Origin of the sequence: Spirillospora sp. NPDC048824 (assembly GCF_043198455.1) — a bacterium.
In the GTDB taxonomy this organism is placed as follows: Bacteria; Actinomycetota; Actinomycetes; order Streptosporangiales; family Streptosporangiaceae; genus Spirillospora.
The window spans coordinates 1-16,908 of record NZ_JBICUS010000042.1; the positions used below are offsets into that span (position 1 = coordinate 1).

The 16,908-nt window shown below is 68.7% G+C and carries 18 protein-coding genes; 2 read left to right on the forward strand and 16 right to left on the reverse strand.

Annotated features, from left to right (window positions below; translation table 11 throughout):
* Positions 1 to 435: 435 nt before the first annotated feature.
* From ACGFIS_RS37025 to ACGFIS_RS37045, 5 genes are all read right to left on the reverse strand, one after another.
* Positions 436 to 1,617, reverse strand: a complete 1,182-nt coding sequence (locus tag ACGFIS_RS37025; RefSeq protein WP_392903061.1) for an SMI1/KNR4 family protein — start codon at positions 1,615 to 1,617, stop codon at positions 436 to 438.
* A 500-nt stretch (positions 1,618 to 2,117) separates the two neighbouring features.
* Positions 2,118 to 3,596 carry a hypothetical protein gene (locus ACGFIS_RS37030; RefSeq protein WP_392973975.1) on the reverse strand — a complete coding sequence of 493 codons (1,479 nt, stop codon included), beginning with the start codon at positions 3,594 to 3,596 and terminating at the stop codon, positions 2,118 to 2,120.
* A gap of 23 nt (positions 3,597 to 3,619) precedes the next feature.
* Positions 3,620 to 4,003, reverse strand: coding sequence for a hypothetical protein (locus ACGFIS_RS37035; protein WP_392903066.1), 384 nt, complete (start codon positions 4,001 to 4,003; stop codon positions 3,620 to 3,622).
* A gap of 119 nt (positions 4,004 to 4,122) precedes the next feature.
* Entirely contained in the window at positions 4,123 to 4,893 is a 771-nt protein-coding gene (locus ACGFIS_RS37040) for a hypothetical protein (protein ID WP_392903068.1), read from the reverse strand.
* Between the two features lie 6 nt (positions 4,894 to 4,899).
* Positions 4,900 to 5,067 carry a hypothetical protein gene (locus ACGFIS_RS37045; protein ID WP_392903071.1) on the reverse strand — a complete coding sequence of 56 codons (168 nt, stop codon included), beginning with the start codon at positions 5,065 to 5,067 and terminating at the stop codon, positions 4,900 to 4,902.
* An 87-nt stretch (positions 5,068 to 5,154) separates the two neighbouring features.
* Between ACGFIS_RS37045 and ACGFIS_RS37050 the strand changes: the two genes are divergently transcribed.
* Positions 5,155 to 5,322 (forward strand): hypothetical protein, encoded by a 168-nt coding sequence (locus ACGFIS_RS37050; protein WP_392903074.1) that lies wholly within the window; start codon positions 5,155 to 5,157, stop codon positions 5,320 to 5,322.
* Positions 5,323 to 5,448: 126 nt separating this feature from the next.
* Here ACGFIS_RS37050 and ACGFIS_RS37055 read toward each other — a convergent pair whose 3' ends face one another.
* The 11 genes from ACGFIS_RS37055 to ACGFIS_RS37105 are packed head-to-tail and all read right to left on the reverse strand — an operon-like array spanning position 5,449 to position 16,113.
* Positions 5,449 to 6,282, reverse strand: a complete 834-nt coding sequence (locus tag ACGFIS_RS37055) for a hypothetical protein (RefSeq protein ID WP_392903076.1) — start codon at positions 6,280 to 6,282, stop codon at positions 5,449 to 5,451.
* Between the two features lie 52 nt (positions 6,283 to 6,334).
* Positions 6,335 to 7,159: a hypothetical protein gene (locus ACGFIS_RS37060; protein WP_392903078.1), complete on the reverse strand. Its 825-nt coding sequence runs from the start codon at positions 7,157 to 7,159 to the stop codon at positions 6,335 to 6,337.
* A 38-nt stretch (positions 7,160 to 7,197) separates the two neighbouring features.
* On the reverse strand, positions 7,198 to 8,007 hold the full coding sequence (locus tag ACGFIS_RS37065) for a hypothetical protein (RefSeq protein ID WP_392903080.1): 810 nt from the start codon (positions 8,005 to 8,007) through the stop codon (positions 7,198 to 7,200).
* Between the two features lie 40 nt (positions 8,008 to 8,047).
* Positions 8,048 to 8,449 (reverse strand): DUF4913 domain-containing protein, encoded by a 402-nt coding sequence (locus tag ACGFIS_RS37070; protein WP_392973976.1) that lies wholly within the window; start codon positions 8,447 to 8,449, stop codon positions 8,048 to 8,050.
* Between the two features lie 57 nt (positions 8,450 to 8,506).
* Positions 8,507 to 10,249 (reverse strand): type IV secretory system conjugative DNA transfer family protein, encoded by a 1,743-nt coding sequence (locus ACGFIS_RS37075; protein WP_392973977.1) that lies wholly within the window; start codon positions 10,247 to 10,249, stop codon positions 8,507 to 8,509.
* 59 nt (positions 10,250 to 10,308) lie between these two features.
* Positions 10,309 to 11,730: a hypothetical protein gene (locus tag ACGFIS_RS37080; RefSeq protein WP_392903086.1), complete on the reverse strand. Its 1,422-nt coding sequence runs from the start codon at positions 11,728 to 11,730 to the stop codon at positions 10,309 to 10,311.
* A gap of 44 nt (positions 11,731 to 11,774) precedes the next feature.
* A complete protein-coding gene (locus tag ACGFIS_RS37085; protein WP_392903088.1) occupies positions 11,775 to 13,250 on the reverse strand; it encodes an SCO6880 family protein in 1,476 nt (491 codons plus the stop codon).
* Positions 13,240 to 14,616: a hypothetical protein gene (locus ACGFIS_RS37090; protein WP_392973978.1), complete on the reverse strand. Its 1,377-nt coding sequence runs from the start codon at positions 14,614 to 14,616 to the stop codon at positions 13,240 to 13,242. Before ACGFIS_RS37090 ends, ACGFIS_RS37085 begins: the two co-directional genes overlap by 11 nt.
* A gap of 20 nt (positions 14,617 to 14,636) precedes the next feature.
* Complete coding sequence (locus ACGFIS_RS37095; RefSeq protein ID WP_392903092.1) at positions 14,637 to 15,368, reverse strand: hypothetical protein; 732 nt, start codon at positions 15,366 to 15,368, stop codon at positions 14,637 to 14,639.
* Entirely contained in the window at positions 15,365 to 15,673 is a 309-nt protein-coding gene (locus tag ACGFIS_RS37100) for a hypothetical protein (protein ID WP_392903094.1), read from the reverse strand. The genes ACGFIS_RS37095 and ACGFIS_RS37100 overlap by 4 nt, the downstream gene beginning before the upstream one ends.
* The gene (locus tag ACGFIS_RS37105) at positions 15,670 to 16,113 is read right to left on the reverse strand and encodes a hypothetical protein (protein ID WP_392973979.1); all 444 of its coding nucleotides are present in this window, start codon (positions 16,111 to 16,113) and stop codon (positions 15,670 to 15,672) included. Before ACGFIS_RS37105 ends, ACGFIS_RS37100 begins: the two co-directional genes overlap by 4 nt.
* A 240-nt stretch (positions 16,114 to 16,353) precedes the next feature.
* On the opposite strand from ACGFIS_RS37105, the gene ACGFIS_RS37110 reads away from it, so the two are divergent.
* Positions 16,354 to 16,662, forward strand: a complete 309-nt coding sequence (locus ACGFIS_RS37110; RefSeq protein ID WP_392903098.1) for a helix-turn-helix domain-containing protein — start codon at positions 16,354 to 16,356, stop codon at positions 16,660 to 16,662.
* The last annotated feature ends 246 nt before the right edge of the window (positions 16,663 to 16,908 follow it).

A 16,908-nucleotide genomic window follows, 5' to 3' on the forward strand; every position in this document is an offset into this window, starting at 1 on the left:
GCCCGCGACCCGCAACGCACCGTCACACTGCTCCAGACCACATGAACGACAACCCCAGGTCACACCCTCTTTTTTACGACTTTGCCGGGTCCCTGCCGAACCACCCCATCACTTTGACCATTAGCCACAATTTGACGTACTGGCAGATGCGGGCAGCCAGCGAAGGCTAAACCGTATGCCTGCTGGCCGACGACGCCCGCCCTGGACCTTACTTCAGGCGGGGACGTCCGCACATGCCGCAGATCGGACGCTCAGGGCGGTCTGCGGTCGCCTCTGGACCTATTGAGTTGAGAGTGTCATCTCCGGACTGCCGGCCGCCGAACCTTTCGCTCGATCCGCCCCCTGGCATTGCTGGACGAGGCCTTCCGGGACGCCCCTTGCCTGGTTGGGCGAACCGATCGCCGGATGCTATTGAAGCCGACGCCGGAATCGGCGTCAGTAGCGGTTGTTCCCGCGTGGCGTGGTCACGATGGTTCGGGCGCGTTCGGGAGAGACCAGGTCGCGCAGCATCGGGTCGGTGAGCAGTACAACCGGCGCGATGCGGCACAGGGAGTCGGAGTGCCAGCCGGGTAGCGCGGCCGCAAGGACGCTCCAGGCATGGTCGGTGGCTCCGGCTTGGGCGAGCGTCCGGGCCCGTTGCAGCGCCTCCTGGAACTCGGACGGTTCTGGTAGCTGTGGTGGCACGAATGTGTCGATCCGCTCGACCTCTTCCTCGGTCAGGATCCCGGCGAAGAGTTGACGGTGTGGGGCAACCGACGATCCGGCCCGGGCCGAGCGGTACAGGAACAGCGGCACCGCCTCGGCGCGCACCTGTTCCAGACCGATCTCCTCGACCACGTGAGGGTGGCCGAGGATGCCGTTGCGGATCTCGTGGTGCGCATGGGCCGGATCAAGGAACGCATTCAAGATGACGGCGAGATAGGCGCCGGCACCCGAGCCCTTGACGGCGGCGTGCGCGAAAGCCTCCGCGGCGGCGCGGACCTCGCCCCGCAGGGCCCGTTCACGGCCCTGGGCCACCAACTCGTCGGCACCGCCGGGGTGAACCGGACGGCCATCGCGCCCACTGAGGCCTTCGAAAGACGCGCGTTCGGCATCCACCAGCGCGGCGAACGAGTCGTATCGGTCCCCAAGACCGGGATACCAGCTGGCCCAGACGTAGGCCGCCCATTCGCCGGCCGCCGACACATCACCGGGGTCGAGCAACCAGTACTGGGCGTCGCCGTCACCGGACACCAGCAACGCACGGTCGACGAGCGCGGTCTCCTCAGGCGTGGCGTTCTCCCGGAGGATCTCCCACAAACCGGCATCGGCATCACGGAGCCAGCCGACCTCGCCGCTGGTGCGCATCGTCCACATGAACGGGCCGATGTTGAGCCACCCATCAGACGCTGCGAGGAACGACCGATAGCTCTGCGGCAGCCGAACGCCCAGACGCTGCTCGAGCACAGCGAGTCGACCCTCGCCGGCGCCGTCGAAGCCCAGCCAGCCGGCGGACCGTTGCAGGTCGCTGACCTCGTGCAGTTCGTCCTCGGGGGCGACCCGCAGCACCTCGGCGCTGTACTCGGCGAGGTACCGGCGCCACTGCTCGACAGTACGTGCGCCATCAGTAGATACCATGCCGTATCCGCTCCCCGTAGAGGGCCGAGGGGCGAGGCCCCTCGATCCGAGGCCCTACACCACCATTCGGGCATCAGTTGTATCCCCGACAGCTTCGGGCATGGCCAGAAACCAAACAAACCGGACGCCTGCGGCCACGTCCTCTCATGCCGCAATTCGCGTGGCCTGGGTGGAAGATTAGTCGTCGAACTCGAAGCCGCTGGCCTTCACCGAACCCAGCCCGGCTGCCCGTCGGTAGATATGGCCGAGATCGTCGGTATGGCGGTGAGACGATCGTCCGCTTCGGCCGTCCGGCGAGGCGTGGTGGTCGATCCGCTCCCGGCCTTCCTCGGCACTGCGTCATGGTTGTCGTGGCCAGCTCCGGCGCCTGATGGGTCGAACTTGGTTCGTACGCCCGAGCAATCCGGCTTCTGGACGCAACGACATGGCACAATTCGCCAATTCCGAAGAACACTCTGATTTCGCGGCACAGATTAGGGGGCCCGTCGACCTCAGAGGTCTTAACGCTTAGAGGATTTTCTAGTGGGCGAGATCGTGGTGGGGCTAGGTGTGGCCGGCTGGTGTAGATCTCCCATGCCCTTAGCAATGAGAGCTGGGAATTCGGCCGCAGCCAGGAGGGGCTGGTCTTGATCGTTGACGGCTTTTCGATAGATCATCAAATTTGCTTCATTGAGATGGCCTTGAGATTCTGAAGGTAGGGCTCGGATTGTTTCGCCGAGTGTGGTTATCGTGTGGCGGCCTCTGATTTCTGCGGCCTCATAGGCCTTGGATAGCTGGTGTGCTGATGCTGGGACGCGTGGCGTGTGAGTTGGGTGTTTACGCTGCTTGCGAAGGATGCCCAGTACCGCCGCGTCGTTGATCGCGGCGCGGTGGTTGGCTGCGAGGGTGTTGCAGGCCTCAATGGTTTTCATGGTGACGGTTGCGATGCGGGCTGCCTGGGTGAGGTCTGGGGCTAGTTCTTCGGGTGATTTCGTTCGGTAGGAGGCGCGGGGGCTTGGTGTCCAGGCTGGGTCGGAGTGGATCAGGCGGCCGAGGCGGATGATGAGGTCGCTTGCGTCAGTTGCTGGGCCGTTGGTGGGGTGACCGTGGTGTTCTGTTTGTTCGTCCCAGCGGTGGACAATTTCTTTCCATTTCTTGCCTGTCTGTTTTGTGGCTGTGGCGGCTTTTTGAAGAGCTGACCGGTGGCCGGGTTCGTCTATCTCCTTCATGCGGTAGATGAGTTGTTGGATGGTTTTGACGTTGAGGTCGCAGGTGATGGCTGCGGCTCTGGCGAGATAGCGCCAGGTGGTGACGGACGCGATGGAGGTGGGGTTGGTGAGACGGTGAATGCTCGCGTCGATTCCGGCCAGTGCCTGAGTTTCACCTTCGCTGATCACGAGTGGGATGCGGGCCGGCGTGTGGTGGAGGCGGATGGCGGTGATGGGCGGTTGTGCCTGGTTCTCGCTGTGGATGCGGGCGACGACTGCGGCTTTGAGGAGGAGTGGGCTGGCTTGGTCGGCGGGTGGGGTGGTGCGGCTTGAGAGGTTAGCGATGGTGGCGGTGTGGGTGCTGAGCTGGCGCAGGAGGGAACGGGCGGTGTCGGGGGCTGCGATCACGACGGCGTTGGCTGACGTCGTCTGGTCGGGACCGGTGGGGAAGTGGGTGGATAGCAGGTCCAGGCCGCAGCCGAGGGCGATGGATGCGGCGCGGAGGTTCTGGGCCAGGCGGGATCGTGGGGTTTCTGTGTCGGCGGGTGGGCCGAGGAGGTGTTCGGCTTGCTTGATGAGGGTGCTGGCGCGGGCGGCGGCGTCCCGCACGCCGGTGGTCTGTGGGTGCGGGGCGCCGAAGCCGTTGGCGATCTGGTCGTGGTAGCGGCCGAGGACGTGGGCGAGGCGGGCGAGTTCGGGTCGCGTGGTGCGGCTGCGGAGGTCGCGGGTAAGGCGTTTGGTGTGGAGCTGGTGTTGCAGGTCGGTGAGGTGTTCGGTGGCGAGTGCGTTCATCTCCCCGAAGGTGACCACGGCGGCTACCGCAGGGATTCCTGGAGTCGGCCGGCGTGCAGGGCGGCTTGGAGGCAGGCCATTTTGTCGTCGGGGTCGCTGGCCAGTTCGGCGGCCCGGACGAGGCTTTGGGAGATTTTGCGGGCGAGTTCGAAGAGAACGTCGGCGGTGGCGTTGACGGCGGTGTAGTCGGTCGGGGTTGCGGCGTGGAGGGACGGCGCCTGGCGGAGGGCCTGGTGGGCTTGGGTGGCTTCGCCTTCGGCCATGCCCCAGGCGATGAATCCGTCGGGTTCCTGGGTGGCGTAGGAGGTGATGACTCGCTCGGCGTGGGCTAGGTCGTTGAGGGCGTTGTTGAGGATCTCGGTGAACCAGTTGCGCCGGACGTCATCGTGTTCGCGTTCGTGGGTCATCAGGGCGTCCTTTGGTAGGGCGTCTGCGTGGTGGGGCTGGTGCTGCCCGCGGGGCGCGGGCTGATTCGGGCATGGGGGCGATGAGGCGTGCTGTTCTTTTGCATATGAGTCCTTGGTGGTCAGGCCCTCGGAGTTGAGTTCTTGGCGGTGGAGGGCGACTGGCTTCGGTGGCCGGTGTCCGCTGTTGCGGAGGGGATGGCGTTGCCGGCGTCGGTGGACACGTCGGCGGAGGCGGCCTTGGGTGTTTGTGGTCGGCTCGTGTGGCCGGGTGTCGCGCGGGGCTTGGTGGCGAGTGCGTCGTGGAGTTGGGTTGTCGAGATGCCGCTCCACGAGCTCAGTGCGTCCAGGAGCCTATGGCCGTCCTGTTCGAGCGTTTGGCGGGTCGGCTCGGCTGTGGACAAGAGCCGGGCCGTGATGCTGATGTAGGTCTGTTCGGCCTGGTTGGCGTGGGTCACAGTGCCCAGGCTTGTTTTCGTTGGTGGGAACGGTGGGGCTGGGGCGAGGTGGGGAGCCGATTCGGCGTAGACGAAGGGGACGCCCGGAACCTCGACGAGAAAGTCCGGCTGGGCGTTGGGGGCATGGTTCCAGCCGATGATGGTGCCGCAGCGTCCGGATTGTCGGGTCAGCCGTACCTGGTCGCCGACTTCGTAGATGGTCTGGTCGGCGGCTTCTTCGGCGTTGATCGAGTGGCCGGTGCTGACTGCGCTGGCGAAGCTGATGTCGTGCTCGTTGGCGTAGTGCTCCAAGTCGCAGACCAGCGCCGTCAGGAGCGCTTCGGTGTAGAGCGGGTCGTGTTGCAGTAGGGAGGGTTCGCCGGGGAAGGCGGACTGTTCGTAGGCCTGAAGGGCCCGGGTGGCGCGGGCGATCTGATGGGCGTTGCCGTGTATCACGGGCGCCTACCTGAGAGCCGCGTGGACGTGGCCGGCGTGGTGGGCGGCTGCCAGGCAGGCCACTCGGTCGGCCGGGGCGGTGGTCTTGGACGCGGCTGTGAGGATCGCTTCGGCGACGACCATGACGAATGCGGCGATGGCCTCGGCGACCAGCTGGACGTCGGTGTCGGTCATGGAGCGTTCGGGCCAGCCGAGGGTGGGTGCTTCGGACAGGGCCCACCAGGCGTCGGTGGCCTCGGCGTGTGCCGTTTGGTGGGCGTCATGGGGCGCGGTCTGGGCGAGGACGGTCGTGGCGCGCTCGATGAGGTCAAGGCCGACGAATGCGGATGTGAGGAGTGCGGGGACGGTGTCGGCGGCCTTGATCTGGCGGGTGGCGTGATCGAAGAAGTGCTTCAGCGGGACCTCCGTGGCGTCGACGCTCAGCCCTGATAGGCGATGCGAGCGTGGTACATCAACTAAAGATGCTGAATCCGAGTGTGGTTGATCGCTAGACGGTGATCAACTGTGGTTGCCGTGTGTCGGAGTGAGTTTCTGCAGTTGAGAGGCGGTGAGCGCTCACCGGCTGCGGCGGGGCCGCTGAGGCGTGGCGTCGGTTGGGCGAGGTGTCGACGCGGTCTGCGGGTTGTAGAGGCCTTGAGGGAGCGGTGTCGGGAAGGCTTGTGCGGCGAGTTGGCCGGGGCTGAGCGGCGTGTCCGGAGTTGTCGGCGGTTGCTGTCTGTCGGGTGCGAGACGTGTCGCGACCTTGGCGAGGAGTAGGTCGGTGACGTTGTGCCGTTCCATGCCGTTCCAGGCCATGAGGGCGTTCAGTAGGGCCTGTTGATCGTTGAGGTCGTCTTTGTGGGTTTGGATGCCTTGGCTTTCGGTGCTGCCGATGCGGGCCATGGTCTCGACCAGGATCTCCTCCGCCCGTAGCGGGTCGTCGATGACGCCTTCGGCGATGGTGGTGGCGGGAAAGGGCGGGGCCGGCTCCAGGTCCGCCGCGATGGTCTTGCGGTTGTTCGTCTCGCCGAGGAAGCCCACGTAGTACTCGGTGGGACCGTAATCGGGGACGAGGATCCCGGTGATGGTGCCCCGGGTCGGCTGGCCGAGAAGGATCGCTTCATCGGCCGCCGGGCCTTCCAGTTGGACGGTCGAACCGATGGGGAAGACGCTGGGATTGTCCTGCTCGCTGAGGTAGTAGCCCTGGGCTTGGGCGAGGATGTCGTTGAATTCCAGGTCGCGGTGTTCGGCGTAGTGCATCAGGTCGATCAGCAGGTCGCCGAGCAGTTCGCGGGCGTGGTCGTCGTTGGTCCGGTGGTCGAGGTGCTCGGTCTGCTCGAAGAGGGCTTGGAAGGAGTCCAGTGCTGCGGCTCCGAACTCGGCGAACTCTTCGGCGCCGGCTTCGGCCATACAACCTCCATACGGTTCTTTCGGGTGCGTGACGTGTGGGAGCCGATGAGTTTCAGGGGCGGTGCCTGCGTGACCTCGGCGGGCCGTCCGGTTTGGGGCTGGTGGGTGCTTGGTCTCCGGATGGGGCGGGGTGTGGGCGCTGCGGGAACTCGGTGGCGGCTTGCCGGGCCGCTGCAGCGGATCCGGGGCGGCGTCGTGTCGCCGGTTTCTGGGCAGCGGCGAGGATGTCGTCGTGGAGATGACGCATGATCGCGTCGGGACGGCCACCGGACCAGGTCCCCAGCCTCATGGTCAGCTGAGCGAGGTCGGTGAGCGCCTCCTCGTCGGCGACCAGGCCGTTGTCGGCGGCGCGCTTGAGCCGGACGGCGATGTTGATGATCGTCGATTCGGCGTCCCGGGCGTCGGAGACCACCCCGGCGGTGCGGGTGGGGAGTGGCAGCAGTGAATCAGCTGGCTCCAGTTCCGATGCGGTGACGTGCAGGTTTTGGTTGATGCCCGGGACCCGCACCGTGCAGGAGGCTTCGCGATCGGGTGAGGTGGCGAGCGCGGTGATGAAGCCGCGCCACAGCGGATACCGCGGCTTTGCTCCAGTGGCGGTGCGGTCTTGGCGGAACTGGACCTCGGCGCCGAGCCGGAAGCTGTAGCTCGGTTCGTGGTCGTGGCCGCCGCGGTCGAGTCGTTGCTGGTGCAGCTCGGTGAAGGTGTCGTGGACGTCGAGGTCGTGACGGTCGGCGTAGCGGGCCAGTTGTTCGATGAGCGACCCGATCAGCGGCTGGGCCAGGATCGGGTCGGCCCGGTGGCTGGGGACGTCGTCGGGCAGGAGTTGGTGCTGGTAGGCGTCGAGTGCGGCGGCGACGGCCTCATCATGGTCGGGCATGCAGTACCTCCGAAGGGCTCGGCGGGTGATTGGTGGGATCACATCCGGCGGGGACGAGGGCTTGGGCTCGAAGGATCTGAACGGCCGGATGTCGAATGGCCGGAGGGCGACACGTCGCGCTGCTCGCCGGCCAGGCCGGCGGCGATGTCGTTCGGGAACGCGGTTGCGGCACGCCGGGCTGCCGTAGACCGGTCGTCGGGCATCGGACGGCTTTTCCTGGCCTGGTGGCGGAGATGGAGCAGTACCCGCCCGAACGTTGTGCCGGACCAGGTGGCCAGCGCGGTGGACAGCTCGATCAGGTCCGCCACCAGGTGCGGGTCAGAGTCGGATCGGGCACGCTCGTCCGGCAGGTTGCCGAGGATGTCGATGAGGGTTTCTTCGGCCTCTAGTGCAGAGAAGACGGCACCGCAGGTGCGGGTCAGCAAGGGCACCATCCGGGTCGCCGGCTCCAGCGCGGACGTGACGGTGTGCTGAAGGTCGACGATCCCGGGGATGCGCAGCACGCATTCGGCGTCCTGGCTAGGACCGGAGGACTTCAGTTCGGTGATGAAGCCCCGGTGGTCGTCGGCGGCGGCGTCACGGAATTGGACCTCGGTGTTGAGGCGGAAACCGAAGCGGGGGTTGATGAGGGCGCCGCCGCGGTCGATGCGTGCTTGGACGAGGGCGTCCAGCAGGTCGACTACGTCCAGGTGGTGGCCTTCGCCGTAGTTGATGAGGTCGATGACGAGGGAATGCAGCAGCCCTTCAGCCTCGGCGCGGTCGTGGCGGTGGCCGTTGGCCAGGTCGCCGAACAGGTGCTGTTCATAGGCGTCCAATGCCAGCGCGGCGGCTTCCATGCGGTCGGTCATGCGCGGCTCCCGTCGGCGGCTCGACCCTTGTGGAGCGGCGTCATGCGTCGACCAGGGCCGGATCGTCGGGGTCGAAGCCGAGCCACCCGGCAGGGGCGGGGTCGGTGCGGGCTTCGTGCGGGGACAGGTGTTCGTCTTCGCTGCATTGGTAGAAGGGGCCGCGCGGTCCGAGCAGGACGGGGAGCTGGTGGTCGAGGTGGTCGCGGTACCACAGCGCCATGCCGGTGGCGCCCTGCAGCCGCATCGCCTCCCAGGAGAACCACAGGGCGGTGAGGCGGGAGATCGCCTCGCCGTGGCGCCACCATTGGGCGCACCAGCGGAACTCGCCGCCGAGCGTGCGCCGGTACATGGGGACGAAGTGCCCGGTCACCCAGGTGGTGACATCCGGGTACAGCGACTCGGGACGGCTGCTGTGGGTCGTGGACGTGTCGAGGTTGCGCATTGAGCCTCCAAAGCTCTGGATTCGTGCATGTGAAGGCCCCTTTCTCGTGGACGCGGGTTACGGCGTGGACGGGTCGTTCGGGCGGTTGTAGTGACGGCGAGCGGCGTCGGCGATGGCGCTGTCGGCGGTCTTGATGGCCTGTTTGATGGGGCCGGCGTGCGGCCCCGAGTACCAGGGGCGCAGCCGGATGAGCGCTGGTTTGGTGCCGGTGGCGAGCAGCAGGGCGGTGCCGGTGGGCAGGGCGCGGATGTCGGCGGCTTCGAGGATTTCCTGGCGGCGCAGGGAGATCTGTTCGCTGGCGCGTCCGTCGTTGTAGGTGATGGAACGGACGGGGACGTCGTGCTGGCCGATGAGGGTGGCCAGGTCGCGGACCAGGCGGGGTGAGTCGATGCCGGCGCCGATGAGTTTGCGGGTCGCCGCGCCCCAGAGCGCGGCCATGCCGGGCTCGCCCCAGACGGTGACGCCCTGTTCGTAGCTTTGCAGGATGGTGACGGGGATGATGCCGCGTGAGCCGAGGTGGGAGTACAGCTGCGGCAGGTCGGCGATGCGGCAGATGTTGGCGGCCTCGTCCAGCGCGACGATCAGGGGCGGGTCGAGGCGTCCGCCGGCTTGTTCGGCGCGGCGTTCGGCGGCGCGCATGGTGGTGTCGGTGAGCGCGGCGATCAGCGGGGCGGCGGCCGACAGCGACTTCGACAGCAGGTAGAGGGTGTCGACCGAGGCGGCGAACGTGTCCGGGTCGAAGACGGGTAGGTCGCGGCCGGGGGTGACCCAGGCGAGGATCTCCTGGTCGCGGAGGGCCTTGGCGGCGGTGCGGGCCGTCTGGTAGATCCCGTCGCGGGTTTCGACGGCGCCGTTCTGCGTGCCCTTGAGGGAGGAGGCCATGAGGTGGAAACCGGCCTGTTGGAGCAGTTCGATCGGGGTTGGGACGGCGGGCTCGTCCAGCCACCGGGCCACATGATGCAGCGAGCGACCGGAGGTCGCGGCGGCCAGGAACAACGCGCACAGCAAGTCCTGGGCGGCAGGCCCCCACAGGTCCTTCTTCTGGCCGTCGTCGACGGTGAGGACGAAGTGTCCGGCCAGGCGGTGCGCGTCCTCGACGGTGGACAGCCCGGCGAGCGGATTCCACCACCAGGATTGCGGCTGGTAGGTGATGTGCTGGGGGTCGAACAACCAGATCGTCCCGCCGGTCCGTTCGGCGCGGACCGCGGCGATCGCCGACCACAGGTCCGCCTTGTTGCTGGTGGCGATGACCGGCCCCGGCGCCGATAGTACGTGCGGGATCGACTGGGTGGTCGTCTTGCCCGAACGTGGCGCCATGAACGCAACGACTGTGTCCTCGAACGAGGCGAACAGCGTCGGGCCGCTACGGTCACCTGGCAGCAGGGCGTCTCCCAGGACGAGTCCGATGTCGTCGCGCTTCAGATCCTGGGCGGCGCCTTTGGCGAGCGAGCGCCGCAGCGCGATCGCCTTCTCCGCGGTCGCGTCGTGTTGGAGCGCGGTCAGGCCGGGGTTGTCGGCGAGTGCGGCGACGGGATCCCCAGGCTGTGGAAAACGTTCCGCGACCCGCAACCAGGCCGCGCAGACCCCATACACCAGCGCGGTGATCAACAACACGAGGATCAGCAGGACCAGCGGTGTCGGCGTTCCCGGCCAGGCCACATCGGTTTCTCCCTGGACGAGGGCGACGGCGAATTCGGACCCGAACGGCATGACCGTCCCGCCTGTGGCAATGGCGCAGAGCTTCGCGGCGGCCCACACCAGCCACAACCCGACGATGGGCGTCCAGCACGCGGCAAGCACCAGCCACCCGGCACCCGCGTTGGAATGCCAGAGCGAAGCTTTCGGTCCCAGTGCCCGCGTCATGCAGTTGCCCTGATCGCCTGATCGGTGTCGTACAAGTCGACCTCGGCGCCGACGAGGGAGAGTTCCACCGGGATGCCGAGGCGTTCGCCGGTCTTGATGAGGTACTTGCCGCGTCCGGGGTGGCGGGCGCCCGGCTGCCAGGAATCGGGCGCTGACCATGAGGTGACGAGTTGCTGCTCGGGTCCGGTGAGCGGGGTGATCTCGTGGACGCGGGCCAGTTCGCGGGGTGGGAGTCCGGCCAGGACGGTGATGGCCGAGCGGTCGGCGAAGCCTTTGGCTTTGGCGCGGTCTTCCTCGGTGGCCAGGGCGTCGAGGTCGGCGAGCGAGTGGGTGATCATGATGGACGCCATGCCTTTGGCGCGGTTAAGGCGGGTGAGGGCGTCGGCGTGTTCGACCAGGCCGGGGGCGCCGCGCAGGGCGCGCCAGAGTTCGTCCATGACGCCGAGGTAGGAGCGGCGTGGCCCGGCGCCCAGGTCGGTGAGGGTGGTGGCGGCGTCGACCATGCCGAAGGCGTAAGCCCAGGTGCACAGCATCGCGGCGGTCAGGAGCTTGTCGCCGGCGGCGCGGACGCGGGAGATGTCGACGCTGATGGCGGGCGCGTCCAGGTTGAGGGGGCGGGTGGTGGCCGAGTCGAAGACACCGGCCAGGGACCCGGAGATGAGCAGGTCGAGGGTGAAGACCAAGTCGCGGGTCTGCGCGCGGTAGGCGTCGCCGGAGTCGGTGCGGGTGGCTGAGCGCAACTCCTCCGGCCCCTGCTCCAGTACGCGCAGGACGTCGACGACGGTGGGTTCGGTGGCGAGGCGGTCGTCGAGCAGGTCGATGGCGCGGCAGAGGACGACTTCCTCGGCGTTGGTGATGCGGGCTTCGCGGACCAAGGTCGCCAGTGCCAGCAGCAGCGAGAGGCGCCGTGACCGCACTTCCCACCGCAGCGTCTCGGCGTCGGCCCCGGTGATGTGTCGCCGTGCTTCATCCAGGGGGCCGGCGTCAAGGGGGTTGATGCGATCGAAGCCGCGTCCGACGCGGATGACCTGGCCGCCCAGGTACTCCACGAGCATCGTGTAGTCGGGTTTGGTGTCGCCGAGGATGATCGGTGTGGTGCCGGTGGCGACGGCGCCGGTGACCAGGCGTTTGACGAGGGTGGATTTGCCGGTGCCGGGTTGTCCGAGGACGAACATGCCGGGGTTGGTGACCAGCCCTTCGCGCAGCCAGGCGAGCGGGTCGAGGCAGACGACCTCTCCCCAGAGCTGGTGGCGTCCGACCGGGGTGCCGGCGGTGGGTGTGCCGGAGCCGGCGGTGAAGGGGTACAGGCCGCAGACCTGGCTGGTGGTGGCCTGGTACTCGGGTGCGGGTTCGATGTGCGCGGCGCGTCCGGCTCCGGGGCCGCGCCAGCCCCACGGCGGCGCGAGCGGTTCGGACATGGCTTGTGTTTCGGCGTTCGGCAAGCGCTGATTCCTCCGGCGGTTCAGTGGATGAGGCGGCGGGACAGTTCGGGTGGGCAGACGCCGCAGGGCAGGGTGGTGGCGAACCCGGCGGCTTGGCTGCCCCACAGGCGGCGCAGCCGGATCTTGGCCGAGTCCGCGGCCGTCTCGACGTGCGCGACGGCGCGGCGGAGCTGGCCCGGGTCGGTGACGGTGACGGACGCGTACAGGGAGACCAGGCAGACCCCGGCGCCCATGGCTTCCTCGGCGGCGGCCTGGCGGGCGCGGGCCGAATCCCAGCTGTCGCGGGCGGTTTCGTCGCGTCCGGTGCGGCGGCGGAATTGGGTGCGGAACGCCGCCGCGTTCACCTCCTGCTGCAGTACCCGGCTGGCCGCCGCGGCCGGAAGCGCCCGGTACTGCAGCGTGATGCGCTTGGGGAACGGCCCCGGCGCGACGAGCCGGGCCAGGACGTCGGAGCGGACATTCTGGCGAGGTGGTTCGTGCCACGCCCAGCTCACCGACTGCGCGCCGTCGTGCTCGTAATGGCCGGTGTGTTCGGTCGCGGCGACCGGTCCCGCGTCGCCCCAGGCCAGGAGCTCTTCCGAACTCGGACGGGAGAGCAGCCGGTTGACTTCGCCGCGCGCGTGCGGGTCGAACGCGGTCCGTACCGTGCCGGCGATCTCGGCGGCGCTGGCCCGCCCGAGCACGCTGACACCGCAGCCACCGAGCCGGGACGCCAGTCCGTCCAGTGTCCGGCCCAGTTCGGCGACCGCTTCGAACAGGTCTTTCGGGCGGGCCGAAGACGTTTTGGGATCGAAGGTGATCGAGACGCGGGTGTCGACGTCGGCCGCGGCGGCCGGGGCGGTGCGGACGAGTTCGCTCATGATGGTGCGCGCGGGGGCGGGTGCGGTCGCGTCGATGGCGCGGTCGACGGTGTCGGCGAGCGTGGACCCGGGTTCGGGTGCGGTGTCGACGGTGACCGTCACCCATCGGATGGCGGGCATGTGCCCGACGGAGGCGAGCCAGCCTCCCCAGCAGGCGACCCAGGTGTCGGCGTCGCTGCGGTCGGCCAGCCACGTCGAGGTCGGGACGACCCGCAGGGTGGCGGTCAGCAGCCCGGTGCGGCGGTCCCACACGATCCCGTACCGGCCGCCGTACCCGTCTTCGGCGCTGAGCAGCGTCAACGGGGCCAGCACACCCGGGAGCTGGAACGCGCGTGGATGGTCGATGACGATTCCGGCCCTGTACCGGTTGTGGCCGCGCCAGGTGGCCCACCGCCAGCGGGCTCGCGCCAGCACCAGCCGCGCCAGCGGTACACCCCCGATTCGGATGAGTCCTAGCCCGCCGCCGAGCAGGGTCGGTGCAAGCAGGTAGATCAGCAGGTGCGGGGCGGTGGCCGCAACGAGAACCAGCAGGATCGCGGCGCTGAGGGCGATGAAGGTGGAGGTGGTGTCCATGCCGAGTAGGCCGATGCCGTGCCGGCGCCGCCAGCCGCCGTAGGTGCGGATGTCACTTCCCACTGCCGTGACCCCCTTCACCGACCGCGCCGCTCGGACCGCCGGCACTGCCGGTGGCGGCCCAGCGGATCACGTCTTCGCCGCGTTGACGTTGCTCCTCCGCCGTCCGGATGGTGGTGGGGCCGACTGGCTCACCGTGGCCGCCGTCGGGCGTCGCCCATCCGTGCCCGCCGCCTTGCGGACGCTGTTCCATACCGGACGGGTCGGTGGCCGGCCGGCCCGGCTGGCCACTTCCCGACGGGGCGCTCGGGTCGGATACCTGGTCACCAGGCGCGTCGGCCGGTGACTGCCCGTCGGGTACCTGCCCGGACGGCGTGGATGCCGGGCCTGGTTGGTCGTCGCCGGGCGCGGGGCCGCCTTGATCGCCGAGTTGCTGGTGGATGTAGTCGGCGTGCTCGCCCGCCGAACCGGGACGTCCGCCTCCGGTGCCGCCCATCGCGCCGTAGGCGCGCAGCGCACCGATCGCGGTCGCGCTGCCCATCAGCGCGCCGAGGACTCCGCCGCCGCTGCTGGACTCGGTTCCCCCGGTCGTCCAGGTGAAGAACTTCAGCAGGACGGGGAAGGCGATCAGGCTGATCAGCATCATCGCGAAGCCCATGAGCAGGGCGTGCAGGTCCTGGCCTTCGCCGACGAGGGTGAACGCGGTCGCATACACCGCCGCGGCCGCGGGCTTGTAGAAGATGAGCGCGAGCATCCAGCCCGCGACCCGGGGAAACCACGCCTTGGTCGACGAGGTGACCATGCCCGCCGCCGCCAGCGGAAGCAGACCGGCCAAGATGACCAGTGCCCCTCCGCGAAACAGCAGCAGGAGCGCCTGGATGATGCCGATGAGCAGCGCGAACAGGCACAGAATCAGCACCAGCGCCGCCGGTGTCCCCGACGGGAACGTCACGATCTTGGTCATCCGCTCGGCGAAGCCCCCCTGCGAGGACGCGGTCAGCACCCAGCCGCACCACTCGTCGCCCCACTGCAGCAGCAGGTTCGGCAAGAGCGCGCCGATCGCGGTGACCGTCGCCAGCACGACCAGACCCCGGCCGGCGTCGAGCAGCGGGGTCGCCTTGTGGGTCAGCGCCATCCTCGCGGCGACGACCAGGAGCGCCATCACCGCGACCGCGACCGTCAACGGCTGGACCAGCAGCTGCAGATGCCCGATCGCGGCCTCGTTCTCCAGATCCGGTGAGGGCGTCTCGACCCACCAGGACGCGGTCTTGGAGATCAGCCAACCGACCGCCGCCTGGAACGACTCGGCCGCCTCGTCCAGCACCTTCCCGCCGATCATGCCGGGGATGTCGGGGATCGAGGGGACGAGCGGGTTGCCGCTGTCGTCGTTGTCGACCGGTTGGACGCATGCCGGATTTGTGACCGGCAAACACGGGTCGAGCGGGAACATCAGCCACCCCCGTGGGGGAAGCGGACATAACCACCCGGCGACTCGACTGGTGCCGCCGTCCCTGCCCACGTCCCGCCCGGTGGGGCGAGCACCCGCCAGTCGTTGTTGTGCCAGTGGAGCTGGATCCGGGTCGCGGCACGCACGGTCACATCGCTGTCGCCCGGACCGGCCGACACCAGATCCACGCTCGCGGCCACCGAGGAGTACCCCTGCCAGCGGAAACCCTCCAGGACCACATAGCCCCGGCCCAGCGCGGCGCCATCTGGACGATTGCCGCGGTGGCGTTCATAGGTTTCCCTCGTCGCCGCCAGCAGAGCTTCGGCGTCCGGGCCGATGACCTGGTGGTCGATCGTCGCCTCGAACACTTCCGGGCCCCACTGCATGCTCGCCCGCACCGTGATGTGGACTGCGGCCAGCAACGCCCCGCGCGGCGTCCGGGCGAAACCACGCGCCAGATCCCCGTCGATTTCCCGCGGCCCGTCCTGCGGCGAGTAGGGGAGAACGACGCCGTGGAAATCCCGCCACGACACGTCGGCCAAGGACACCTGGGGTGCGCTCACCAGCTGCCCTGGCTGCACGATTGTTCGGACGGCGGTCGGTGTGCTTTGCGGTGGCTCGGTTCTGAACGCCACGGGCACGGCCAGGCCGACCAACGTCCCACCGGCGATCACCGTCGCCGCGATGATCCGGCCCCGCCGCCACCACGCAACGTCCTCTTCGCGGCGGTTCATGAGAAGAACACCCCGACGATCGGAGCCGCCGTCGCCGCCAGGCTCAGCCCGCCGAGCACCCACGGGATGCCGGTCGCGCCGTCGGCCGCGAACGTCGACCGGTTCTTACGTCCGATGGCCATCTGGCCAGCGCAGATGAACAGGCCCGCGACGCCGCAGATGAGCACGCCCCACTTGCCCCACGCCAGCAGCGTGTTCATTTTCTGATCCAGCCCCGGCGGCGGCTCCGGAGGCGGGTCGGGCACGTCGACGTCGGCGTGCGGGAGCAGCAGTGCGAGGCCGGTGAACCAGGTCAGCAGGGTCACCACCCCCTGCCGGTCGATGTGCCGGCCAGGCGGCGGAGTTCGTCGAGGGCTTGGCGCGCCTTGCCGGGCAGGTCGACCAGGCACGGGTCGTCCACCAGCCGCAGCGCCCGCACATGCGGGACGCGCACCACACCGCCGACCCGTCCTTCCAGCAGCGCGAACCTGGCCGTCGCATCCCGCGATTCGGTGCCGCCGTCGCTGACGATCGCCAGCGCCGACACCCGCTCGTCCCAGTCCGACAGCGCACCGATCGCGGCCGTCGCGTGCTTGGCTGCGACCGCCGTGTTCCGCACGGCCAGGACCACCGGGCGACCCTTGGCCCGCAGCGGCGAGCGGCCCAGTTCCAGCAGCGGCCTGATCGGGCCCATGTCCCACGCCGCGGGCAGCAGCGCGGCCAGCGTGGACGTCCCGGCACCGCCGTGCGCGCCGGCCACGACCACGTCCAGGACCTTTCGTGTCTCCTGGGCCGGTACTGGTCCGGTTTGTCGAAGACTCACCCGCATACCCCCGAATCGATGCTCTGAGTTGCTGGATGATCACCGTACGTGGCAGAATCGTGGAGCGCAAGCATCGCCAAACAGTTTCTGAAAACGCCACCACACGTCAGAACGTGCTTCCGCGGCACCCATCCACCACACTTGGAAGGACGAACCGTGACCGCCCACCCAGGAGCCCCCGCGATGACCGAGACACCCGGCCGCGACCCCGACGTCCTCACCACCGCCGAACTCGCGACCAAACTCGGCCTGTCGCCCCAGACCGTCCGCCGGATGGCCAACGCCGGGCAGATCCCCGCCCTCAAAACCGGCAAAGACTTCCGGTACTCCTGGGAAGCAGTCCGCCAGGTGCTGCGGCAGCCCCACCACCAACCCGGGGAAGCCGCCGATGACCCAACCCACCAGCCACAACCCGCGCAGACACCCAGAAAAGGCGCCGGCTACCGCGCCCAACGCCAAGCCCGCACCGGCGCCCACAACACCACCGACTAACCGCCCCACCCCGCGCTGGCGGCCCACCCGGTGAAGGCCGCGGCCACCGCCTGCGCCGCCGCCCTCCTCCTGCTGCCGCTGGCGCTCGTCATCCTTCTCGCCGGGCAGAACTCGGCCGCAGGCATCGGCTCAGGGCTGGCCGGAGCACCCTCCCGGGTTCCGCAGTTGGTGGTCACACGTGATGCCGAATCCGGGGTCTGGCCTGGGGGAACGCCGATTAGAGCGGGAGAGGGCGTGTGTCCACGC